General features: G+C 62.3%; 20 protein-coding genes and 2 pseudogenes. 19 read left to right on the top strand and 3 right to left on the bottom strand.

The window, feature by feature from the left end; all coding sequences use genetic code 11:
* Positions 1-103: 103 nt before the first annotated feature.
* The 9 genes and pseudogenes from C4J85_RS27965 to C4J85_RS11200 form a co-directional block, all read left to right on the top strand.
* Positions 104-1,183 (top strand): annotated as a pseudogene (locus C4J85_RS27965) (cache domain-containing protein); the annotation flags it as partial.
* Between the two features lie 327 nt (positions 1,184-1,510).
* A pseudogene (locus C4J85_RS27960) lies at positions 1,511-2,047 on the top strand (methyl-accepting chemotaxis protein); the annotation flags it as partial.
* 165 nt (positions 2,048-2,212) lie between these two features.
* Positions 2,213-2,803 (top strand): amino acid synthesis family protein, encoded by a 591-nt coding sequence (locus tag C4J85_RS11230; RefSeq protein WP_124362460.1) that lies wholly within the window; start codon positions 2,213-2,215, stop codon positions 2,801-2,803.
* Positions 2,804-2,842: 39 nt separating this feature from the next.
* Complete coding sequence (locus C4J85_RS11225) at positions 2,843-3,676, top strand: alpha/beta fold hydrolase (protein ID WP_124366707.1); 834 nt, start codon at positions 2,843-2,845, stop codon at positions 3,674-3,676.
* Positions 3,673-5,154, top strand: a complete 1,482-nt coding sequence (locus C4J85_RS11220) for an aldehyde dehydrogenase (protein ID WP_124409601.1) — start codon at positions 3,673-3,675, stop codon at positions 5,152-5,154. Before C4J85_RS11225 ends, C4J85_RS11220 begins: the two co-directional genes overlap by 4 nt.
* A gap of 12 nt (positions 5,155-5,166) precedes the next feature.
* The gene (locus C4J85_RS11215; protein ID WP_065952751.1) at positions 5,167-5,652 is read left to right on the top strand and encodes a flavin reductase family protein; all 486 of its coding nucleotides are present in this window, start codon (positions 5,167-5,169) and stop codon (positions 5,650-5,652) included.
* Between the two features lie 13 nt (positions 5,653-5,665).
* A complete protein-coding gene (locus tag C4J85_RS11210; RefSeq protein WP_065883580.1) occupies positions 5,666-6,055 on the top strand; it encodes a carboxymuconolactone decarboxylase family protein in 390 nt (129 codons plus the stop codon).
* 23 nt (positions 6,056-6,078) lie between these two features.
* Positions 6,079-6,831, top strand: a complete 753-nt coding sequence (locus tag C4J85_RS11205; RefSeq protein WP_065952753.1) for a GntR family transcriptional regulator — start codon at positions 6,079-6,081, stop codon at positions 6,829-6,831.
* A gap of 2 nt (positions 6,832-6,833) precedes the next feature.
* On the top strand, positions 6,834-7,397 hold the full coding sequence (locus tag C4J85_RS11200) for an NUDIX hydrolase (protein WP_124409600.1): 564 nt from the start codon (positions 6,834-6,836) through the stop codon (positions 7,395-7,397).
* A 138-nt stretch (positions 7,398-7,535) separates the two neighbouring features.
* On the opposite strand, the gene C4J85_RS11195 is transcribed toward C4J85_RS11200, so the two are convergent.
* The gene (locus C4J85_RS11195) at positions 7,536-7,829 is read right to left on the bottom strand and encodes a DUF1330 domain-containing protein (RefSeq protein ID WP_124366697.1); all 294 of its coding nucleotides are present in this window, start codon (positions 7,827-7,829) and stop codon (positions 7,536-7,538) included.
* A 69-nt stretch (positions 7,830-7,898) separates the two neighbouring features.
* Between C4J85_RS11195 and ribBA the strand changes: the two genes are divergently transcribed.
* The 5 genes from ribBA (at position 7,899) to C4J85_RS11170 (ending at position 13,111) form a co-directional block, all read left to right on the top strand.
* Positions 7,899-9,005 (top strand): bifunctional 3,4-dihydroxy-2-butanone-4-phosphate synthase/GTP cyclohydrolase II, encoded by a 1,107-nt coding sequence (gene ribBA / locus C4J85_RS11190; protein ID WP_124406949.1) that lies wholly within the window; start codon positions 7,899-7,901, stop codon positions 9,003-9,005.
* A 178-nt stretch (positions 9,006-9,183) separates the two neighbouring features.
* Positions 9,184-10,209, top strand: coding sequence for an ABC transporter substrate-binding protein (locus C4J85_RS11185; RefSeq protein ID WP_124406948.1), 1,026 nt, complete (start codon positions 9,184-9,186; stop codon positions 10,207-10,209).
* A complete protein-coding gene (locus tag C4J85_RS11180; RefSeq protein ID WP_164487653.1) occupies positions 10,206-11,123 on the top strand; it encodes an ABC transporter permease in 918 nt (305 codons plus the stop codon). Before C4J85_RS11185 ends, C4J85_RS11180 begins: the two co-directional genes overlap by 4 nt.
* A 6-nt stretch (positions 11,124-11,129) precedes the next feature.
* A complete protein-coding gene (locus tag C4J85_RS11175; RefSeq protein ID WP_124406947.1) occupies positions 11,130-11,939 on the top strand; it encodes an ABC transporter permease in 810 nt (269 codons plus the stop codon).
* 17 nt (positions 11,940-11,956) lie between these two features.
* A complete protein-coding gene (locus tag C4J85_RS11170; RefSeq protein WP_124409599.1) occupies positions 11,957-13,111 on the top strand; it encodes an ABC transporter ATP-binding protein in 1,155 nt (384 codons plus the stop codon).
* Between the two features lie 194 nt (positions 13,112-13,305).
* Here C4J85_RS11170 and C4J85_RS11165 read toward each other — a convergent pair whose 3' ends face one another.
* Positions 13,306-14,712, bottom strand: coding sequence for a cytosine permease (locus C4J85_RS11165; RefSeq protein ID WP_124409598.1), 1,407 nt, complete (start codon positions 14,710-14,712; stop codon positions 13,306-13,308).
* Between the two features lie 317 nt (positions 14,713-15,029).
* Here C4J85_RS11165 and C4J85_RS11160 point away from each other — a divergent pair, with 317 nt between their 5' ends.
* The 4 genes from C4J85_RS11160 to C4J85_RS11140 all read left to right on the top strand — a co-directional run bounded on the left by C4J85_RS11160 (position 15,030) and on the right by C4J85_RS11140 (position 20,678).
* On the top strand, positions 15,030-15,515 hold the full coding sequence (locus C4J85_RS11160) for a flavin reductase family protein (protein ID WP_124362446.1): 486 nt from the start codon (positions 15,030-15,032) through the stop codon (positions 15,513-15,515).
* 61 nt (positions 15,516-15,576) lie between these two features.
* The gene (locus tag C4J85_RS11155; protein WP_124370403.1) at positions 15,577-16,620 is read left to right on the top strand and encodes an LLM class flavin-dependent oxidoreductase; all 1,044 of its coding nucleotides are present in this window, start codon (positions 15,577-15,579) and stop codon (positions 16,618-16,620) included.
* Positions 16,621-16,946: 326 nt separating this feature from the next.
* Positions 16,947-19,355, top strand: a complete 2,409-nt coding sequence (locus C4J85_RS11145; RefSeq protein ID WP_124409597.1) for a glucose/quinate/shikimate family membrane-bound PQQ-dependent dehydrogenase — start codon at positions 16,947-16,949, stop codon at positions 19,353-19,355.
* A gap of 57 nt (positions 19,356-19,412) precedes the next feature.
* Positions 19,413-20,678 carry a carbohydrate porin gene (locus tag C4J85_RS11140; RefSeq protein WP_124409596.1) on the top strand — a complete coding sequence of 422 codons (1,266 nt, stop codon included), beginning with the start codon at positions 19,413-19,415 and terminating at the stop codon, positions 20,676-20,678.
* Here the strand turns inward: C4J85_RS11140 and C4J85_RS11135 are convergent.
* The gene (locus C4J85_RS11135; protein ID WP_124409595.1) at positions 20,675-21,850 is read right to left on the bottom strand and encodes a XylR family transcriptional regulator; all 1,176 of its coding nucleotides are present in this window, start codon (positions 21,848-21,850) and stop codon (positions 20,675-20,677) included. The two genes, C4J85_RS11140 and C4J85_RS11135, sit on opposite strands and share 4 nt — an antisense overlap.
* Positions 21,851-21,989: 139 nt before the next feature.
* On the opposite strand from C4J85_RS11135, the gene xylA reads away from it, so the two are divergent.
* The gene (gene xylA / locus C4J85_RS11130) at positions 21,990-23,306 is read left to right on the top strand and encodes a xylose isomerase (protein ID WP_124366686.1); all 1,317 of its coding nucleotides are present in this window, start codon (positions 21,990-21,992) and stop codon (positions 23,304-23,306) included.
* The last annotated feature ends 7 nt before the right edge of the window (positions 23,307-23,313 follow it).

The raw sequence follows: 23,313 nt of genomic DNA, 5'->3' as shown, positions 1-23,313 counted from the left end.
ATATACCGAGGGTAAGCATGACCATGTCCTCATAAAACGCATGCGACTCACAGCACGACCGTTTTCTCCCTTGCCAAAACTATAAATACCCGCGGGTGAAGTCATGAATATCAAGCAGAAGCTGACATGGGCGTTTGCGGCCATCGCGTGCCTCCCGGTCGTCCTGGTCGCGATGATCGTGGTGCTGAATGTGCGCGAAGGCGCCCTCGCCAACTTTCTCGACAGCAGCGGCCGCGAGATCCGCCAGATCGACAATGGCATGAAGCAGTTTTTCGACGGCATCAGCCAGAACGTCGAGTACGTGGCCAAGGACCCGCGCGTTATCGCGGCCAAGGACCTAAAGAGCTACGCCAGCGCGGACGCCGCGCAAATCCCGCTGACACCGACCAATACCGAACTGCTGGCGATTTTCGACCAGTTCGCCAAAAGCCATCCCAGCACTGCCTACCTGTCCCTGGGCCTGCGCGACGGCGGCTACGCCAGCTGGCCGGACGACACCAAACTGACTAACTACGACCCACGCGTGCGCCCCTGGTACCAGGCGGCTATCGCTGCGCCGGGCAAGACCGTGCGCACCGGTGCCTATTACTGGGCACCGGACGATGTGGTGCTGATCGGTACCGTGCATACCGTCGCCGACACCACTGGCAATATCCTTGGCGTGGTCGGCCTGGACGTGTCGCTCAAGCAGCTCACCGAACTGGTGCGCACCATCAAGCTGGGCGACAGCGGCTACCTGATGCTGGTGGAAGGCAACGGCAACGTGCTGGTAGACCCCAGCGACGCCAAGCACAACTTCAAGCCTCTGGCCGATCTGGGGCCCAACTACGCCGAACTGGCCAAGGGCGGCGACGGCGTGACCCGGATCGACATCGACGGCGTGGCCTACATGGCCAACGTGGTCAGCTCCAAAGACCTGGGCTGGCGCTTTATCGGCCTGATCAAGCGTGACGAAGTGATGGCCGGCGCCACCCGCCTGACGTGGTTGATCGCCGCCATCGCCGCCGTCTTGGCGGTGGTATTCGCCATCGTCGGCGCCAGTTTCGCCCGCGTGATCGTGCGTCCGATTCGCGGGGTGGCCGACGGCCTGCAGGAAATTGCCGAAGGTGAAGGCGACCTCACGCGCCAGCTCAAGGTGCAGGGCAAGGACGAAACCGCCAGCCTGGCCGGTTGGTTCAACCAGTTCCTGAGCATGATCGCCCAGTTGGTGCAGCGCATCGGCAACGCGTCTTCGGACCTGCAAACCGCCGCCGCCGACACCCGTGAAGTAGCCAATAACATGAACCAGGCCGCCGGCCGCCAACGCGAAGCCGTGGAACTGGTGAGCACCGCCTTCAACGAAATGGTGGCCACCGCCAATGAAGTGGCGCGCTCGTGCAGCGCCGCCGCGTCGAGTGCCGACGAAGGCTATCGCGACGTACACAACGGCCAGCAGCACATCGGCGAAGCCACCGGCAGCGTGCTCAAGCTCAGCGAAGACCTGCAGAAATCCACGCAGACCATGCAGTTGCTCGAACAAGACAGCCAGAACATCAACGCCATCCTCGACACCATCCGCTCGATTGCCGAACAGACCAACCTGCTGGCACTCAACGCTGCGATTGAAGCCGCACGCGCCGGCGATCAGGGCCGAGGGTTCGCCGTGGTCGCCGACGAAGTCCGCGCCCTCGCCCGCCGCACCGCCGACTCCACCGGCGAGATCGACAGCCTGCTGGGCAATCTCGCCCGCCGCACCAAGGAAGTCACCCAGCAGATGCAAAGCAGCCTGCAGGGCTCGCATACCAGCGTGGAACGCATCCAGCAGGCCCGCGACAGCTTTGACAAAATTCGCGGTTCGGTGGACTCGATTCGCGACCAGAACACCCAGATCGCCACCGCCGCCGAAGAGCAGCACCAAGTGGCCGAAGAGATCAACCGGCACATCGCACAGATTCATGCCGATGCGCAGTTGGTTGAAGAGTTTGCGCATACGGCGCAGAGCGGGTCGGGGCGTTTGACCGACATTTCCGGTCAGCTCAACGGCCTGGTGGGCCGCTTCAAGTTCTGACGTCCTCTCCCAAGGCAGGCGGTGAGCCCTTCACCGCCTGATCGCTGCATACCCCCTCCTCAACAAACCCACGCACGCCTGCCTGGGATCTTGCCGCACGCCTATTGCGCTTCTCGTATTATGGTATACCATCATACGCAGACCCTCACTTAGACGGAGCAGCCCATGAGTTTCGAAATCCGCAAGATCGTCAGTTATGTAGAAGAGACCTTTATCGAGGGCGGCAAAGCCTCCGACACGCCCGTGAAAATGGTCGGCCTGGCCGTGGTACTGAAAAACCCCTGGCTGGGCCGTGGTTTCGTCGAAGACCTGAAGCCGGAGATCCGCGCCAACTGCTCCGACCTCGGCGCGCTGATGGTCGAGCGCCTGGTGGGCATCATCGGCGGTGCCGACAAGATCGAGGCCTACGGCAAAGCGGCCGTGGTGGGCGCCGATGGCGAGATCGAACACGCGAGCGCGATCATCCATACCCTGCGCTTCGGCAACCACTACCGTGAAGCGGTCAAGGCCAAGAGCTACCTGAGCTTCACCAACAAGCGCGGCGGCCCGGGTACCTCGATCCAGATTCCAATGATGCATAAGGACGACGAAGGCCTGCGCTCGCACTACATCACCCTGGAAATGCAAATCGAAGACGCGCCGCGCGCTGACGAAATCGTCGTCGTGCTGGGCTGCGCCGATGGCGGTCGCCTGCACCCACGGATCGGCAACCGTTACATCGACCTGGAAGAGCTGGCGGCTGAAAAAGCCCAGTAAGCGACACCGGCCACAACAAAAAGCATGCAGGAGCGCTCCATGATTCGGCTCACCGCTGAACGCACCCCGGCGGGTACCAGTTACCTGGCGACCGGCCAAGGCCAGCCTGTGGTTTTGATCCACGGCGTGGGCCTGAACAAAGAAATGTGGGGCGGGCAAATCGTTGGCCTGGCCACCAATTACCATGTGATCAGCTATGACATGCTCGGCCATGGCGCCAGCCCGCGCCCGGCCGCCGGCACACCGTTGCTCGGCTATGCGGACCAGCTGCTGGAACTGCTCGACCACCTGCAACTGCCCCAGGCCACGGTGATCGGGTTTTCCATGGGCGGCCTGGTCGCACGGGCGTTTGCCCTGCATTACCCCGACCGTCTCAAAAGCCTGGTGGTGCTCAACAGTGTATTCAACCGCAGCCCCGAGCAGCGTGCCGGCGTGATCGCACGCACGGCCCAGGCCGCCGAGCACGGGCCGGATGCAAATGCGGAAGCGGCGCTGTCGCGCTGGTTCAGCCGTGAATACCAGGCGGCCAACCCGGCGCAAATCGCCGCGTTGCGCCAGACCCTGGCGGGCAACGACCCCCAGGGCTACCTCACCACTTATGAGCTGTTTGCGACCCAGGACATGTACCGCGCCGACGACCTCAAGGGGTTGCGCGTGCCTACCCTGGTCGCCACCGGCGAACTGGACCCCGGCTCGACGCCGGAAATGGCCCGGCAACTGGCCGACCGTATTCCCGGCGCCACGGTTGCAGTGCTGGCCGAGCAACGGCATATGATGCCGGTGGAATCACCGCGCCTGGTCAATAGCCTGCTGCTGGGGTTTCTTGACACCGTGTACGCCCAAAACAATCCAATAAAGGGGATCGTTGCATGACACTCGCACGCTTCCAGATGTGCATCGGCGGTGAATGGGTCGATGCCCTGTCCGGCAAGACTTTCGACAGCCTCAACCCGGCCTTGGCCGAACCCTGGGCGCAATTGCCCGATGCCGATGAAGCCGACGTTGACCGCGCCGTACAGGCCGCGCAATCGGCTTTCGAGAGCCCGGCCTGGCGCGGCCTCAGCGCTACTGCACGGGGCAAATTGCTGCGCCGCCTGGGTGACTTGATCGCCGAAAACACAGAACAACTGGCGCAGCTGGAAAGCCGCGACAACGGCAAACTGATCCGCGAGACCCGTGGCCAGGTGAGCTATCTGCCGGAGTTCTTCCACTACACTGCAGGCCTCGCCGACAAGCTCGAAGGCGGTACCTTGCCGCTGGACAAACCGGACCTGTTCGCCTACACGGTCCACGAAGCCATGGGCGTGGTCGCCGCGATCATTCCGTGGAACAGCCCGCTGTACCTGACGGCGATCAAACTCGCGCCGGCCCTGGCGGCTGGCAATACCATCGTGATCAAACCCTCGGAGCACGCTTCGGCAACCGTCCTGGAGCTGGCGCGCCTGGCGCTGAAAGCCGGGATTCCACCAGGCGTGGTCAACGTGGTGACCGGCTACGGCCCAAGCACCGGCGCCGCCCTCACCCGCCACTCGTTGGTACGCAAGATCGCCTTTACCGGCGGCGCGGCCACCGCACGGCATGTGGTGCGCAGCAGCGCGGAGAACTTCGCCAAGCTGTCGCTGGAACTGGGCGGCAAGTCACCGAATATCATTTTTGCCGACGCCGACCTCGACAGCGCCATCAACGGTGCAATCGCCGGGATCTACGCGGCGTCCGGGCAGAGCTGCGTGTCCGGTTCGCGCCTGCTGGTGCAGGATGAAATCTACGACGAATTCGTTGAGCGCCTGGTGCAGCGCGCCGAACGCATCCGCATCGGCAACCCGCAGGATGACGCCAGCGAGATGGGCCCCATGGCCACTGCCCAGCAACTCGCCGTGGTCGAAGGCCTGGTTGCGGATGCCATCGCCGAAGGCGCACGCCTGCGCACCGGCGGCAAGCGCCCGCAGAACCTCGGCGAAGGCTGGTTTTATGAGCCGACCTTGTTCGAATGCGACCACAACTCAATGAAGATCATGCAGGAAGAAGTGTTCGGCCCAGTGGCTTCGGTGATCCGTTTCAAGGACGAAGCCCAGGCCCTGGCCATCGCCAACGACTCGCAGTTCGGCCTCGCCGCCGGCATCTGGACCCGTGACCTGGGCCGTGCCCACCGCCTGGCACGCGACGTGCGCTCGGGGATTATCTGGGTCAACACCTACCGCGCGGTCTCGGCCATGGCGCCCATCGGCGGCTTCAAGAACAGCGGCTATGGACGCGAAAGCGGCATCGATTCGGTGCTGGCCTACACCGAGCTCAAGACGGTGTGGATAAACCTCTCCCAGGCGCCCATGCCTGATCCCTTTGTGATGCGTTAAGAGTCCACAACCATGATCGAACCCGGCATTTACAAAGACGTCATGAGCTCGTTTCCTTCGGGCGTCACGGTGGTCACTACCCTCGACCCGGACGGCGGCATCGTCGGCATCACCGCCAGCGCCTTCAGTGCGCTGTCGATCGACCCGGCCCTGGTGCTGTTCTGCCCCAACTACGCGTCGGACACCTACCCGATCCTGCGCGACAGCAAGCGCTTCGCGATCCACCTGCTGTCCGCCGGACAGACCGCCGAAGCCTATGCCTTCGCCAGCAAAGGCAAGGAAAAGGCCAAGGGCATCGAGTGGCACCTGAGCGACTTGGGCAACCCGCTGCTGGCCAACGCCACGGCCATCATCGAGTGCGAGTTGTGGCGCGAATACGACGGCGGCGACCACGCGATCATTGTCGGTGCGGTGAAGAACCTGATCCTGCCCACACAGCCGGTCACGCCGATGATTTATCACAAGGGCAAGCTGGGCCCACTGCCGACTCTGGCCTAAGGAGCGCTGAAGCATGAGCAACGACAAGTATGAACAGGGCCTGAAAATTCGTACCCAAGTCTTGGGTGAAGCCTATGTACAGCGTTCAATCGACAACGCCGACGACTTCACCCGACCGCTGCAGGAGATGGTCACCGAGTACTGCTGGGGCCATGTTTGGGGCCGGGAGGGTTTGTCGCTTAAAGAACGCAGCATGATAAACTTGGCAATGATTTCGGCCCTCAATCGGCCTCACGAACTCAAGCTGCACGTGCGTGGCGCCTTGCGCAACGGGCTAAGTCGTGAACAAATACGCGAAATTCTGCTTCAGGTCGGCATTTACTGCGGGGTTCCCGCTGCTGTGGACAGCTTCCGGCTGGCCCGTGAAGCCTTCGCCGAAGCCGATGCCGAGGCCTCCAGTTAACCGCTACATTCAGAGCAGACCCCATGAAACGCGCGCCCCTCGACGATAGCTTCAAGGTCAATCACAACCCGGTCACCCTGCGCGAAATCGTGCTGGAGAAACTGCGCAGCGCCATCATGAATTTCCAGCTACTGCCCGGTGACCGCCTGGTGGAGCGCGACCTGTGTGACCGCCTCGGTGTCAGCCGCACGTCGGTGCGCGAAGCCTTGCGCCACCTGGAGTCCGAAGGCCTGGTGGAATTCGCCGATGCCAAGGGCCCGCAGGTGGCGATCATCACCCTGGCCGATGCCGTCGACATCTATGAACTGCGCTGCGTGCTCGAAGGATTGATCGTGCAGTTGTTCACCCTGCGCGCCAAGGCCAAGGACATCAAGGCCCTGGAAAAAGCCCTCGAGGAAAACCGCAAGGCCCTCAAGGAAGGTGAACTGCAGCAAGTAATCGACTCCGTGCAGGGCTTCTACGATGTGTTGCTCGAAGGATCCGGCAACCACGTGGCCGCCACTCAGTTGCGCCAGTTGCAGGCGCGTATCAGCTACCTGCGCGCGACGTCTGTGTCCCAGCAAAACCGGCGTGGCGCCAGCAACCAGGAAATGGAACGCATGGTTCAGGCGATCAAGAGCGGTGACCCCCTGGCCGCCCACCAAGCCTGCGTCGATCACGTGCGTGCAGCGGCAGCCGTGGCCCTGGATTACCTCAAGCGCAAACAGGAAGAAACCGGCAAGCTCCCCGAGATCACCCTGCCTATCGCGCTCAAAGAACCGCGCATAGGTCACTGACCGTGCCCAGCCCCAGCTTCTGCCCGACCTGCGGCGGCCGTGACCTCGGTCACCAACTGCCACCGGGCGACACCCACGAGCGCCTGATGTGCCGGGGCTGCGGCTACATCCACTACATCAACCCCAAGATCATCGCCGGTTGCATCATCGAGCAGGACGGCAAGTACCTGCTGTGCCAGCGCGCAATCCCCCCGCGCCCCGGCACCTGGACGCTACCGGCGGGCTTCATGGAAGGTGGCGAAACCACCGAAGAAGCGGCGTTGCGCGAAGTCTGGGAAGAGACCGGCGTGCGCGCCGAGATCGTGTCGCCCTACTCGATTTTCAGCGTGCCGAAAATCAGCGAGGTGTACATCATCTTCCGCGCCATCGCGCTAGAGATCACCGGCCAGTTCGGCCCGGAAACCCTGGCCTACACATTCTTCGCCCCCGAGGACATTCCGTGGGACAGCATCTACTACCCGGCGATCCGGCAGATTCTCGAGCGTTACATCGAGGAACGCCAGGCTGGGGTGTATGGCATCTACATGGGGAATGATGACAGCGGCAAGATCCACTTCATGCGCTGAGCCCAGGCCAAACTCACTCAAATGTGGGAGGGGGCTTGCTCCCGATGGCGGTCTGTCAGCCAGCTTGTCTGTAGCTGACCCACCGCCATCGGGAGCAAGCCCCCTCCCACATTTTTGACCACACTTGGCCTGGTATGCCTAGGGCGCCAGCCCCTCCACAATAATGATCTGCGCCTCTCCCGCCCCCGCTCTATGCCCCTTTGCCTCCTGATATTCCACAGACTCATAGCACGCCACCGCCTGCTCATAGCTCTCAAACTCAATCACCACATTGCGCTGCCGCACAGGCCCGCCTTCCAGCGCTTCACTGCGCCCGCCCCTGGCCAGAAATCGCCCGCCGAACTTCGCGAAAGCAGCCGGCGCGCGCTGGGTGTACTGGGTGTATTGCTCTGCATCGGACACATCCACATGGGCAATCCAATAGGCCTTCATCGAGACATCCTCTTGCTTAGAATTTGTGGTATACCATAATACATACAACCAACAAACAGAGCACTCCCCATGCCCTTCAACAGCATCGCAGACATCCTCGAAGACTACCGCCAGGGCAAGATGGTGCTTCTGGTGGACGACGAAGACCGGGAAAACGAAGGCGACCTGCTGTTGCCTGCAGCGTGCTGCACCGCCGAGACTATCAGCTTCATGGCCCGCGAAGCCCGTGGCCTGATCTGCCTGACCCTTACCGATGAACATTGCCAACGCCTGGGCCTGGAGCAGATGGTGCCCAGCAATGGCAGCGTGTTCAGCACTGCGTTTACCGTGTCCATCGAAGCCGCCACCGGCGTGACCACCGGCATCTCCGCCGCCGATCGCGCACGCACCGTGGCGGCGGCCGTCGACAGCAATGCCGGACCGGCCGACATCGTGCAGCCGGGGCATATCTTCCCGTTGCGCGCCAAGGACGGCGGCGTGTTGACCCGCGCCGGCCACACCGAAGCCGGCTGCGACCTCGCGCGCCTGGCCGGGCACACACCGGCCTCGGTGATTGTCGAAGTGATGAACGACGACGGCACGATGGCCCGTCGTCCCGAGCTGGAAGCCTTTGCCCGCAAGCACGGGATCAAGATCGGCACTATCGCCGACCTGATCCACTACCGCCTCAGCACCGAACGCACCGTGGTACGCATCGGCGAACGCGACCTGCCCACAGTGCACGGCACCTTCCGCCTGATCACTTTTGAAGACCGCATCGACGGCGGCGTGCATATGGCCATGGTCATGGGCCAACTGCGCCGTGATGAGCCGGCGCTGGTCCGTGTGCACGTGATCGACCCGCTGCGCGACCTGGTCGGTGCCGACTACAGTGGGCCGTCCAACTGGACCTTGTGGGCCGCCCTGCAACGCGTGGCGGCAGAAGGCAGCGGCGTGGTGGTGGTGCTGGCCAACCATGAGTCGTCCCAGGCACTGTTGGAACGCGTACCGCAGTTGACCCAGGCGCCGCGTCAGTTCAACCGCTCCCAGTCACGGATTTACTCGGAAGTGGGTACTGGCGCTCAGATATTGCAGGACCTGGGCGTGGGCAAACTGCGCCACCTCGGACCACCGCTGAAATACGCAGGCTTGACCGGTTACGACCTGGAAGTCGTGGAAAGCATCCCCTTCACCTGAGGCTGGAAACCCAGCGTCGGCGGATAGCCGGTATGGCAAAGTGCTTGCGCAAATATTGGAATACCATAATATGATATTCCATAGGCCGGACGACCTGAATCAGGTCTCCCGGACCGACTGCTCCCGACAGGCGGGCACTCCAAGCCCCGCTCATAAACACAACAATGAGGGCGTAAAAATGGTGTTGAACACAGGTGTAACCGCGGTGCTGTTCGCGGGTTTGTTGAGCGTGGCCAGCCAGGCGGCGTTGGCGGCGGAAAGTGTCAACTTCGTCAGTTGGGGAGGCAGCACCCAGGATGCGCAGAAGCAGGCATGGGCCGATCCTTTCAGCAAGGCCAGCGGCATCACCGTCGTCCAGGACGGCCCCACCGACTACGGCAAACTCAAGGCCATGGTCGAAAGCGGCAACGTACAGTGGGACGTGGTGGATGTCGAAGCCGACTTCGCCCTGCGCGCCGCCGCCGAAGGCCTGCTCGAGCCCCTCGACTTCTCGGTGATCGAGCGCGACAAGATCGACCCGCGTTTCGTCTCCGACCATGGCGTCGGCTCGTTCTTCTTCTCCTTCGTGCTCGGCTACAACGAAGGCAAGCTCGGCACCGGCAAACCGCAGGACTGGAGCGCCTTGTTTGACACCAAGACCTACCCCGGCAAACGCGCCCTCTACAAATGGCCAAGCCCAGGTGTGCTTGAACTGGCGCTGCTGGCCGACGGCGTACCCGCCGCCACGCTCTACCCCCTGGACCTGGACCGCGCCTTCAAGAAACTCGACACCATCAAGAAAGACATCGTCTGGTGGGGCGGCGGTGCGCAGTCGCAACAGTTGCTGGCCTCCGGCGAAGTCAGCATGGGCCAGTTCTGGAACGGCCGCATTCACGCCTTGCAGGAAGATGGCGCACCAGTGGGCGTGAGTTGGAAACAGAATCTGGTGATGGCCGACATTCTTGTGGTGCCTAAAGGCTCGAAAAACAAAGCGGCCGCGATGAAGTTTCTGGCCAGTGCCAGCAGCGCCAAGGGCCAGGCGGATTTCTCCAACCTGACCGCCTACGCTCCGGTAAATATCGACAGCGTGCAGCGCCTGGATTCGGTCCTGGCGCCCAACCTGCCGACGGCGTACGCCAAGGATCAGATCACCCTCGATTTCGCCTACTGGGCCAAGAACGGTCCGGCCATTGCGACACGGTGGAATGAATGGCTAGTCAAATGAAAATGACGGCAACCACGCCGACCGGGAGCGCCCTCGGCGCTGCCGACGCGGTTTCCCACAAGGCCGGGGCGCTATCCCTGGCGCAACGCTGGCGGGGGTCGAGCAACTTGATCCCGGCCCTGCTGTTCCTCGGCCTGTTCTTCCTGGCACCGCTGATCGGCCTGTTACTGCGCGGCGTGCTGGAGCCGGTACCGGGCCTTGGCAACTATGAACAGCTGTTCGCCAACTCGGCCTATGCGCGGGTGTTGCTCAATACCTTTTCAGTGGCCGGCCTGGTGACCCTGTTCAGCCTGCTGCTGGGCTTTCCGCTGGCCTGGGCGATTACCCTCGTGCCGCGCGGCTGGGGCCGCTGGATCCTGAGTATCGTGCTGCTGTCGATGTGGACCAGCCTGCTCGCCCGCACCTATTCCTGGCTGGTATTGCTGCAGGCCTCGGGGGTGATCAACAAGGCGTTGATGGCCATGGGCATCATCGATCAACCGCTGGAGATGGTGCATAACCTCACCGGCGTGGTGATCGGCATGAGCTACATCATGATTCCGTTCATCGTGTTGCCGCTGCAGGCGACCATGCAGGCCATCGACCCGATGATCCTGCAGGCCGGCTCCATCTGTGGCGCCAGCCCTTGGACCAACTTCTTCCGGGTGTTCCTGCCGCTGTGCCGGCCGGGGTTGTTTTCCGGCGGGTTGATGGTTTTTGTGATGTCCCTCGGTTACTACGTCACCCCGGCCCTGCTGGGCGGTGCGCAGAACATGATGCTGCCCGAGTTCATCATTCAACAGGTGCAATCGTTCCTCAATTGGGGCCTGGCCAGTGCCGGTGCGGCGTTGCTGATTTTCATCACGCTGGTGCTGTTCTACTTCTACCTGAAGCTCCAGCCGGAATCCCCGGTTGGCGCCAGCAACGCGAGGTAAGCCGTCATGCTCCTGACCCCCAACGCCATGAGCCGCAGGATGCGCCTGGGCCTCTACACCACCACCGGTTTGATTGGCCTGTTCCTGCTCTTGCCGATCGTGTTTATCGTGTTGCTGTCGTTCGGTTCGTCGCAATGGCTGGTGTTCCCGCCACCGGGCTGGACACTGAAATGGTACGGCCAGTTCTTCTCCAACCCCGACTGGATGAGCGCGGCGATGGCCAGCCTCAAGGTGGCGGTGCTGACCACGCTGTTCGCCGTCGCGCTGGGGCTGCCGACCGCCTTTGCCCTGGTGCGCGGACGCTTCCCCGGCCGCGAGCTGCTCTACGGCCTGTTCACCCTGCCGATGATCGTGCCGCTGGTGATCATCGCCGTGGCGGTGTACGCGCTGTTCCTCAAGCTCGGCTATACCGGCACGATGTTCGCTTTCGTGGTCAGCCATGTGATTGTCGCGCTGCCGTTCACCATCATCTCAATCATCAACTCGCTGAAGCTGTTCGACCAGTCAATTGAAGACGCGGCGGTGATCTGCGGCGCCTCGCGCGTGCAGGCGGTGTTCAAGGTGACCTTCCCGGCGATTCGCCCAGGGATGGTCGCCGGTGCGCTGTTCGCCTTTCTTGTCTCATGGGACGAAGTGGTGCTCAGCGTGATGATGGCCAGCCCAACCCTGCAAACCCTTCCCGTCAAAATGTGGACCACCCTGCGCCAGGACCTGACGCCTGTGATCGCCGTCGCCTCGACGTTGCTGATTGGCCTGTCGGTACTGGTCATGGTGATCGCCGCCGCCCTTCGTCGGCGCACTGAAACCAGCGCCTAAGCGCCCAGGAGCAGAACATGAGTGCAGTGATCCAAGATGTCGCGCAGAATCCCGGCCAACCCCTGGTCAGCCTGCGTAACCTGAACAAGTACTACGGCGACTTTGCCGCCGTGGACAACATTTCCCTGAACATCCAGGACGGCGAGTTCCTCACCTTCCTCGGCTCCAGCGGCTCGGGCAAGAGCACCACCCTGTCGATGCTCGCCGGCTTTGAAACGCCGAGCAGCGGCGAGATCCTGGTGAGCGGGCAATCCCTGGTCAACGTGCCGCCGCACAAGCGTGACATCGGCATGGTGTTTCAACGCTACTCGTTGTTTCCGCACTTGTCGGTGCGCGACAACATCGCCTTCCCCTTGGCCATCCGCAAACTAGCCAGCGCCGAACGCGAGAAACGCGTGGACGCCATGCTCAAGCTGGTACAGCTGGAACCGTTCGCCCATCGCCGCCCTTCGCAACTCTCCGGTGGCCAGCAACAGCGAGTGGCCATCGCCCGCGCGCTGGTGTACGAGCCGCGTATCCTGCTGATGGACGAACCCCTCGGTGCCCTCGACAAGAAACTACGTGAAGACCTGCAGGACGAACTGCGCCAGCTGCACCGGCGCCTGGGCATCACCATCGTCTACGTGACCCACGACCAGGAAGAAGCCATGCGTCTGTCCCAGCGCATCGCGATTTTCAGCCACGGTAAAATCGTCGGCCTGGGCAGTGGTTTCGACCTGTACCAGAACCCGCCGAACGCGTTCGTCGCCTCGTTCCTGGGCAATTCCAACTTCCTCAAGCTCAAGGCCCAGGGCAATGCGGCAGCGTCGTTCGAAGGCCAGTCGCTGTCGATCCGCCTGACCAGCGGCCTGCAAACCGAGCAGGATGTATTGCTGATGGTACGCCCGGAAAAGGCCCTGGCGCTGAGCGTCGAACAGGCCGCCGAGCAACCGTTGGCCGCAGGCTGGAATGAGGTCTCGGCGATTGTCGGGGAGGTGCTGTTTCTGGGCGAGAGCCAGACCTGCGCGGTGAAGACCCTCGGCGGTACTTCGCTGACGGTCAAGGCGCTCTCGGCGGCGGGCATGCCGCTCAAGGCCGGCGACCCGGTGCGGGTGCGCTGGGCCACGGCGGATGCGTGTGTGTACACAGAGTGGGCGGAGAGTGATTTGAACAAGGCGGCCGGAGCGCATTGAGCCTGCCTAGGAAGGCTTCATGTGGCAGCGGCTGGCTCCCGATAGCGGAATATCCGCCAGCTAGTGTGTAGCTGGCCGTTCCGCCATCGGAGCGTCGCATCAAGTCTGTACCAAATGATCCAGACTACGTCGCCAGGAAAAACCGACTACAAAAAAATACCCGGCAGCGCCGGGTATTTGATTTGACGTGATGATCAGTCCGAATAACCCAGCTTCACCGCTCGGACGTTCTGCGTGTGCTTGCGTGTCGCCAGGCAGTAATACAACGGACACGTCACCGCCAACCCCACCAGCCACGACAAATCCGCCCCGTCCACCAGGTTGGCCCAGGGCCCCACATACAACGACGTATTGGCAAACGGCAGTTGCACGAGGATCCCGATGAAATACGCCACGATCGCATGCAGGTTGAACCGTCCATAGACTCCGCCATCCGCCTGGAAGATCGAGGCGATGTCGTACACCCCGCGTTTAATGATGTAGAAATCGATCAGGTTGATCGAGGCCCACGGCACCAGCACCAGCAACAGCGCGAGGATCAGCCCGATAAATTGCGCGATGAAGTCCGCCGACGCGCCCAGCGCCACCACACAGCAACCGGCGAGGATAATGCCCGAGAGCACCACGCGCACCTTGATGCTGGGGGTCCAGTGGCTGGCGAAGGTCTGGATCGAGGTGATGATCGAAAGCACTGCGCCGTACAGGTTCAGTGCGTTGTGGCTGATGATATTGAGCAGGAACAGCACCATCAGGATCGGCCCCAGCGCGCCCGTGGCTTGTTTGACCGCGACCATCGCTTCGGTGCCTTCCGGTGTCGCCAGTGCCGCCACCAGGCCGAAGGCGAACGACAGGATGGTGCCCAGCGTTGCGCCCAGGTAGGTGGCAATAAACGGTCGGGTGATGCCGATGTCCGCCGGCAGGTAACGCGAATAGTCGCTGGTGTAGGGTGAGAAGCTGATCTGCCAGATGATCCCGAGCGACACCGTGGCTAGCCATCCGGCGGCATTGAAACCGCCGCGGGTGAGGAAGTCGGCCGGCAGGTCGTGAGCAAAGATGTAGACAAAACCGGCGAGCAACGCGCTGCCCATCACCCAGGTGCCGATGCGGTTCAAGGCATGGATAAAGCGGTAGCCGATCACGCCGATGGCCGTGGCGCTGAGAGCGCCGATCAGGATGCTCGCTGGCACCGGGACCGAGGGCACGATGCCGACGATGGATTTGCCGGCCAGCACGATGTTGGAAATGAAAAAGCCGATGTAGATCAGCGCTGCGAAAAACACGATCAGCAACGCGCCATAGCGCCCGAACTGGCCGCGGCTCTGCACCATCTGCGGGATGCCCATGCGCGGGCCCTGGGCAGAGGCAAGGGCGATCACTACACCGCCCAACAGATGCCCGAGGGCAATCGCCAGCAGCCCCCACAGCAGGTTGAGATGGAACACCTGGGCCACCATCGCGCCGGTGACGATGGGCAGCGGCGCGATATTGGTACTGAACCACAAGGTGAACAGGTCGCGGGCCTTCCCGTGGCGCTCTGCGAGGGGGACGTAATCGACCGTATGATGCTCGATCAGGGGGTCTTGCCGGGACATCTGAGGCATAGGAATAACTCGCGTTTGTCTGATCTTATAGTTGTTTGACGCCAACCGAGGGGGCTCTACAGCCGCCCAAGATGAACACCATATTATGGTATTCCAACTATTTAACAAGATTGATTCGCTTTTTTCGCCCCGCCTCTGATCCGGTAATCCCGGTCCTTGAAAAACCGCTACCAGAGGATAAACCCCTGTAATAGAGGGCTCTGGTGGTCAGAGACACGTTTATCGCCCTGTCCAAAAAAGCCCTTGCAACTGCTGTATTACGGTATACCATCAGACCTATAAAATTAAAAACCCGCTTCATAGCAGAGGACCATCCCATGATCGATGCCGCCATCTACAAACAAGTGATGGGTTCGTTTCCGTCCGGGGTCACCGTGATTACTACGCTGGACGACGACGGGCAAATCGTCGGCCTCACCGCCAGTGCGTTCAGCTCGCTGTCCATGGACCCGGCCCTGGTGCTCTTCTGCCCCAACTACAGCTCTGACTCCTACCCCGTACTGATCAAGAACAAGCGCTTCGCCATCCATGTGTTGTCCGGCGGGCAGCAAAGCGAAGCCTATGCCTTTGCGCGCAAAGGCAAGGACAAAGCCCAGGGCATCGAGTGGACCCTGAGTGCTTTGGGCAATCCGATCCTGGCCAACGCCACGGCGGTCATTGAATGCCAGTTGTGGCGCGAATACGAAGGCGGCGACCACGCAATCATGGTTGGCTCGGTCAAGAACCTGATCGTGCCGACACAGCCCAATGGGCCCCTGGTGTATTGCCACGGCAAGATGGGTACCCTGCCGGTGCCTGCCTGATACCCCCCGCCAAAGCCGTTCTTTTTTCGCGGAAAATAACAATAGATCCGAGGTATGCGTCATGAAATTTTCGCTGTTCGTACACATGGAACGCTGGGATGAAAGCGTCAGCCACCGTCAGTTGTTCGAAGACTTGACCGAGCTGACCCTGATGGCCGAAGCCGGTGGCTTCAGCACCGTGTGGATTGGCGAGCACCACGCCATGGAATACACCATATCGCCAAGTCCAATGCCGCTGCTGGCTTACCTCGCGGCCAGGACCACCACTATTCGCCTGGGCGCCGGCACCATCATCGCGCCGTTCTGGCACCCGCTGCGGGTGGCGGGGGAATGCGCGTTGCTCGACGTGATCAGCAACGGACGCATGGAAGTGGGCCTGGCCCGTGGTGCTTACCAAGTGGAATTCGACCGCATGGCCGGCGGCATGCCCGCCTCGAGCGGCGGCCAGGCCCTGCGCGAAATGGTGCCGGTAGTGCGTGCCCTATGGAAAGGCGACTACGCCCATGACGGCGACATCTGGAAATTCCCCACCTCCACCAGCGTGCCAAAGCCGATCCAGCAGCCCACCCCACCGATGTGGATCGCCGCCCGCGACCCCGACTCCCACAATTTTGCAGTGGCCAACGGCTGCAACGTCATGGTCACGCCGCTGATGAAGGGCGACGAAGAAGTCCTGGACCTTAAAAACAAATTCCAGGCCGCCCTGGACAACAACCCTGGCGTGCCCCGCCCACAATTGATGGTGCTGCGTCACACCCACGTGCACGCCGCTGATGACCCGCAAGGCTGGGAAGTCGGGGCCAAAGCGATCTCGAAGTTCTATCGCACCTTCGATGCCTGGTTCGGCAACAAGAACGTGCCGGTCAATGGTTTCCTGGAGCCAAGCCCGGAAGAGAAGTTCGCCGCACGCCCAGAGTTCGAACTGGAGAGCCTGCACAAAACCGCAATGATCGGCACCGCAGCAGAGATCATCCCGCGCATTCGGTACTACCAGGAACTGGGCGTGGATGAGTTCAGCTTCTGGTGCGACAACAGCCTGCCCCATGCCGAGAAAAAGAAGTCCCTGGCACTGTTTATCGAGCAGGTGATGCCGGCGTTTCGTTGACCGGCGGCAGGCGCCCGCTCAATGCCAGTCAGTTAAGAAGTAGCAGAAGCGAGAACTAACTTGTGGCGAGGGAGCTTGCTCCCGCTGGGGCGCGAAGCGGCCCCAAACAATGGGACTGCTGCGCAGTCCAGCGGGAGCAAGCTCCCTCGCCACAGGTTCGGTGTCGCCTTAACTGACTGGCATCAGGGCTTGCCCGCTCCCCATTGTTTTGGCCTCGGGCCATCATCGCAGCATCGGTAACAGTCTATTGCGCTGCGCAATGTACTAACTGGTTACTTATCTTGCTAAAATCGCGCTTTGCCCTCTCTCACTCGAGTCTTTTCGACATGAAACGAGCATCGCGCGCCGCTGGCTTCTCACGTTTTCTTCTGCTGGGCCTGGGCGTGATCATCGCCCTGCTCGGCCTTGCGCTCGCTGTCGGCGGCGCCAAACTGGTCAGCCTGGGAGGTTCCTGGTACTTCCTGGTCGGTGGCGTGGTCATGGCCATTGCCGGGCTGTTGATTGCCCGGCGCAAGCCGGCGGGCGCGTGGTGGTTCGCCGCGTTCCTGGTCGGCACGGCCGTCTGGGCCGTGGCCGATGTAGGCCTGGTGTACTGGCCGCTGTTCTCGCGACTGTTCATGTTCGCGGTGATCGGCATCGTGGTTGCGCTGGTCTATCCATTGCTGGTCGGCAAACCGGCGCGCGGCGCGTATGGCGTTGCTGCCGTGCTGGCGTTGGGCGCGGCGGTGGCGGCGGGCAATATGTTCGTCGCTCACCCAAGCGTAGCGCCGACCGGTGCCGGCCCTGGCATCACCCCGGTGGCTGCGGCCGATGCCCAGAAAGACTGGGCACACTACGGCAACACCGAAGGCGGCAGCCGCTTCGCCGCGCTGGACCAGATCAATCGCGACAACATCGACAAGCTCAAAGTCGCCTGGACCTACCGCACCGGTGACGTGGCCATCAGCGACGGCAACGGCGCCGAAGACCAACTCACGCCCCTGCAAATCGGCAACAAAGTATTCATCTGCACCCCGCACAACAACCTGATCGCGCTGGACGCCGACACCGGCAAGGAGCTGTGGAAGAACGAGATCAATGCCCAATCGGCGGTCTGGCAGCGTTGCCGTGGCATGGCCTACTTCGACGCGACTGCGCCGATTGCCCAGCCGACCCAAGCGAACAGTTCGCCGGTGATCGCCGCCAGCGTGCCCGCCGGTGCGCAATGCCAGCGGCGCCTGCTGACCAACACCATCGATGCACGCCTGATCGCCGTGGATGCCGACACCGGCAAGTTCTGCGAAGACTTCGGCAACCACGGCCAGGTGGATCTGAAAGCAGGGCTGGGCAATGTCCCGGACAGCTACTACCAATTGTCTTCCGCGCCGTTGATGGCCGGTACCACCGTGGTGGTTGGCGGACGCGTTGCGGATAACGTCCAGACCGATATGCCGGGCGGCGTGATCCGTGGCTTCGATGTGATCAGCGGCCAGATGCGCTGGGCGTTCGACCCCGGCAACCCGCAAGACAAGCAGGCGCCGGCCGACGGCAGCACCTACGTGCGCAGCACCCCCAACAGCTGGGCGCCGATGTCTTATGACCCGCTGATGAACACGGTTTTCCTGCCGATGGGCAGCTCGTCCACCGACATCTACGGTGTTGAGCGCACCCAGCTCAATCATAAATACGGCGCTTCGGTACTGGCGCTGGACGCCTCCACCGGCGCAGAGAAATGGGTGTACCAGACGGTTCACAATGATCTGTGGGACTTCGACCTGCCGATGCAACCGAGCCTGATCGATTTCACCCCGCCCGGCAGCGACAAGGCGGTACCCGCGGTGGTGATCGGCACCAAGGCCGGGCAGATCTACGTGCTCGACCGCGCCACCGGCAAGCCGTTGACCGACGTGCAGGAAGTGCCGGTGAAAGCCGCGAACATTCCCAACGAGCCGTATTCCCCCACCCAGCCCAAATCAGTGGGCATGCCGCAGATCGGCGCGCAGACCCTGACCGAATCGGACATGTGGGGCGCCACGCCGTATGACCAGTTGCTGTGCCGCATCGACTTCAAGGGCATGCGTTACGACGGCCTGTACACCGCGCCGGGTACCGATAAATCCTTGAGCTTCCCGGGCTCGTTGGGCGGCATGAACTGGGGCAGTATTTCCACCGACCCGGTGCACGGTTTTATCTTCGTCAACGACATGCGCCTGGGCCTGTGGATCCAGATGGTGCCATCGCAGAACAAGGCCCTGGCGGCGTCCGGTGGCGAAGCGCTGAACACCGGCATGGGCGCCGTGCCGCTCAAGGGCACGCCGTATGCGGTGAACAAGAACCGCTTCCTGTCGGTGGCCGGCATTCCGTGCCAGGCACCGCCGTTCGGCACCTTGACCGCCATCGACATGAAGACGCAAAAAATCGCCTGGCAAGTACCGGTCGGCACCGTTGAAGACACCGGCCCCCTGGGCATCCGCATGCACCTGCCGATCAAAGTAGGCCTGCCGACCCTCGGCGGTACGCTGTCGACCCAGGGTGGCCTGATCTTCATCGCCGGCACCCAGGACTTCTACCTGCGCGCCTTCAACAGCGGCAACGGTGATGAAATCTGGAAAGCCCGCCTGCCCGTTGGCAGCCAGGGCGGCCCGATGACCTACGTGTCGCCGAAAACCGGCAAGCAATACATCGTCGTCACCGCCGGCGGTGCGCGCCAGTCCACCGACCGTGGCGACTACGTGATCGCCTACGCCTTGCCGTAACCACCCTCTGTTCGCGCGGTGCGCCCGCACCGCGCTTTGTGTCTGGAAAATCCCCCCATGAACCCTACTTCTCATATCGCCCTTGGGCGCCTGGTGCTGGGCCTGGCCTTTGTTGCCGCCCTGCCCGCCCAGGCCGACGACACCACCCTGACCGGCGACTGGGGCGGCCTGCGCCGTGAACTCGACGAACGCGGCGTGCGTTTTACCGGCGACTACAGCGGCGAGACCGCCTACAACGCCCACGGCGGCCAGCATCGCTCGGCGCGCTATTCGCAGAATCTAAAACTCGGTGTGCAGTTCGACCTGGGCAAGCTCTACGGTTTCACCCATGACGACCGCATCCAGCTGACCGTCAACGACCGGCGCGGCAACAGCGCCTCCGATGACCTGGTGGGCAACCGCCTGCCGATCCAGGAAAATTATGGCGGCCTGTATACGCGCCTCACCGAACTGAGCTATGAGCGCACGCTGTTCACCCCGGCGCTCAACGTCAAGCTCGGCTACATGGCCATGGGCAACGACCTCGGCGGCCTGGACAGCGGCATCCTGTGCAATTTCATGAACGCCGGTTTCTGCGGGCATCCGCTGAACATGTCGGGCGGCAGCGGCTGGGCCAACTACCCGAACGCGCACCTGGGCGCCCGCGTGAAATACGACTTTTCGCCGAGCTGGCAACTGCGCGTGGCGGCGTTCAATGTCGACCCGTCCAGCAACGGTAATTCCAGCCGCGCCTGGCACCTGGGGCCCAAGCACACCACCGGCACCGTGGTGCCCATCGAGCTGATCTACAAACACGCCGGCAGCCTGCCGGGGGAATACAAGCTGGGTTACTACTACGACAGCTCCGATGTAAAACGCATCGGCAGCAACAAGGAGGTCGGCGGTCGCGGCGGCCATTACCTGTTGATCGACCAGGCCGTGTGGGCTTCCCGGTCATCCCAGGGCCGCAGCCTGCACGCCTTCGGTCAGTATTCGGCGGCCAGCGAGGCGGCGTCGCCGTTCAGCAAGTGGTATGGCGCCGGAGTGGTGCTGTACAAACCGTTCGAAGGCCGCCCGCGTGACACCGTCGCCCTGGGCTATGGCCGCGCGGTGCCGAACCCGCGCAGTCGCGACGTGCAGGCGCTTGCCGCGTTCAATGCCGACCGCCCCTACCCTGGCCTCGACAGCGCCGAGCAGTTGATCGAACTCAGTTATGGCTATCAGGCCACGCCCTGGCTGACCCTGCGGCCGGACGTGCAATACATCATCGAACCGGGCGCGTTTTCCGGGCAGAGCATCGACGATGCGCTGATTCTGGGTTTGCAAGTCAAGGCGGTGTTCTAAGCCACGCCTTGCTGGTACTGCCTCGGCGTACACCCGTACTCACGACGAAACACCGTGTGCAGGTATTGCGCCGATGTGAACCCGCAGGTCTGCGCGATATCGGCAATCGCCAGCGCCTGGTTTTCCAGGCCCTTGGCGGCGGCGGCGAGTTTGAAGCGCAGGATCTCATCGTGCACGCTGCACCCGCGCACCTTGCGAAAGTGCGACTCCAACGATGAACGCGACACCCCGACATACGCCGCCACCTGCGCGGTCTTGATGCCCTGGCACGCATACTGGCGAATGAACAGCAGGGCCTGCATCACATAGGGATTGCCCAACGGTTGATGCAGGCTGGAGGCCTGCACGTTGATCGCGTCCGGCGGCACCAGCACCTGCGTACCTGCACAGGGTTTGCCATGCAGCATCTGGTGCAGCAGCGCGGCGGCGGTGCGGCCCATGGTCTCGGTGCCCTGGATCACCGAACTGAGCGGCACCCGCGTCAGGGTGCGGGTCAGCGGGTCGTTGTCGATACCGATCAGCGCCACTTCCTCAGGCACTGCAATGCCCGCCGTCAGGCAAGCTTGCAGCAGTTGCCGGGCACGGGCATCGGTCACCGCAATAATGCCGATGGGCTTGGGCAGGCTGTGCAGCCAGGCAATCTGCTGCTCCACCGCGCTGTCCCATAACGGCGCGCTGGTACCCAGGCCACGGTACACCTCGACGTGCAGGCCATCGCGCTGCATCAAGCGGCGAAAGGCCTTCTCACGCTCCTGGGCCCAGCGATTGGCCTGGGCTTCGGGCAGGCTGAAACAGGCAAACCGCGTCAGCCCGGCTTCGATAAGGTGCTCATAGGCCAACTTCATCAAGGCATGGTTATCGGTCGCCACATAGGGAATGCCCTTGGGGTATTGGCCGGCGTCCTCATACGAACCGCCCACCGCCACCACCGGTATTCGGCTCCCGGCCAACGCCTCGCCGATCAGCGGGTCATCGAAGTCGGCAATGATGCCATCGCCCTGCCAACGCTCGATGCCGCGCAACCGGCAGAGAAAATCTTCTTCCAGAAACAAATCCCAGGACGCCCGGGTGCTGCTCAGGTAATTGCCGATGCCGGCGATGATGCCGCGGTCGTAGATTTTGCTGCCGTTGAAGAGCAAGGCGATGCGGTGAACGGGCGGTAGGGTTTTCATTGTTTTTGTCCTGAGGCCAGTTGAGACAGACTAGACCTGACTGCACAAAATCGCACCATGCCTTGGTGATTTTCATAATCAGCAGCCCCAGTGCCGTTGCTAGTATCCAGACACCGCCAAGAACAATAAGGAAAACGCCATGCCGTACTTCCCCGGTGTCGAGCAGGTTCGCTTCGAAGGTCCTGCCAGCGATGCCCCTCTCGCCTTTCGCCACTACGACGCCAACAAGTTGATCCTCGGCAAACCCATGCGCGAGCACCTGCGCATGGCCGCCTGTTACTGGCACACCTTTGTGTGGCCAGGGGCGGATATGTTTGGCGTGGGCACCTTCAAGCGACCGTGGCAGCGCAGCGGTGACCCGATGGAGTTGGCCATCGGCAAGGCGGACGCGGCCTTCGAGTTCTTCTCCAAGCTGGGCATCGATTACTACAGTTTCCACGACACCGATGTGGCGCCCGAAGGCAGCTCGCTCAAGGAATATCGCAACCACTTTGCGCAGATGGTCGATCACCTGGAGCGTCATCAGGAACAGACCGGTATCAAGCTGCTGTGGGGCACCGCCAATTGCTTCAGCAACCCGCGGTTTGCCGCTGGTGCCGCGAGTAACCCCGACCCAGAGGTGTTCGCCTACGCCGCTGCCCAGGTGTTCAGCGCGATGAATGCCACGCTGCGGCTCAAGGGCTCCAACTATGTGCTGTGGGGCGGCCGTGAAGGCTATGAAACCCTGCTCAATACCGACCTAAAGCGCGAGCGGGAACAGCTCGGCCGGTTCATGCGCATGGTGGTGGAACACAAACACAAGATCGGCTTCAAGGGCGACCTGTTGATCGAGCCCAAGCCCCAGGAGCCGACCAAGCACCAGTACGATTACGACAGCGCCACGGTGTTCGGCTTCCTGCATGAGTACGGCCTGGAGCACGAGATCAAGGTGAACATCGAAGCCAACCACGCGACGCTGGCCGGGCACAGCTTTCATCATGAGATCGCCACCGCCGTGTCCCTGGGGATTTTCGGCAGCATCGACGCCAACCGTGGCGACCCGCAGAACGGCTGGGACACTGACCAATTCCCCAACAGCGTCGAGGAAATGACCCTGGCCACCTATGAGATTCTCAAGGCCGGCGGGTTCAAGAACGGCGGCTACAATTTCGATTCCAAAGTGCGCCGCCAGAGCCTGGATGATGTGGACCTATTCCACGGCCACGTAGCGGCTATGGATGTACTGGCCCTGGCCCTGGAACGCGCGGCAGCGATGGTGCAGAACGACCGGCTGCAGCAGTTCAAGGACCAGCGTTATGCCGGCTGGGACCAGCCGCTGGGCAAAGCCGTACTGGCGGGCGAGTTCAGCCTGCAATCCCTGGCCGAACACGCGTTCGCCAACGAACTGGACCCCCAGGCCGTGAGTGGGCGCCAGGAGATGCTGGAGGGTGTGGTCAACCGATTTATCTACACCTGACTGTGGC

Origin of the sequence: Pseudomonas sp. R4-34-07, from assembly GCF_003852375.1 — a bacterium.
Taxonomy (GTDB): domain Bacteria; phylum Pseudomonadota; class Gammaproteobacteria; order Pseudomonadales; family Pseudomonadaceae; genus Aquipseudomonas.
This window is presented reverse-complemented; position numbering and strand designations above follow the sequence as displayed.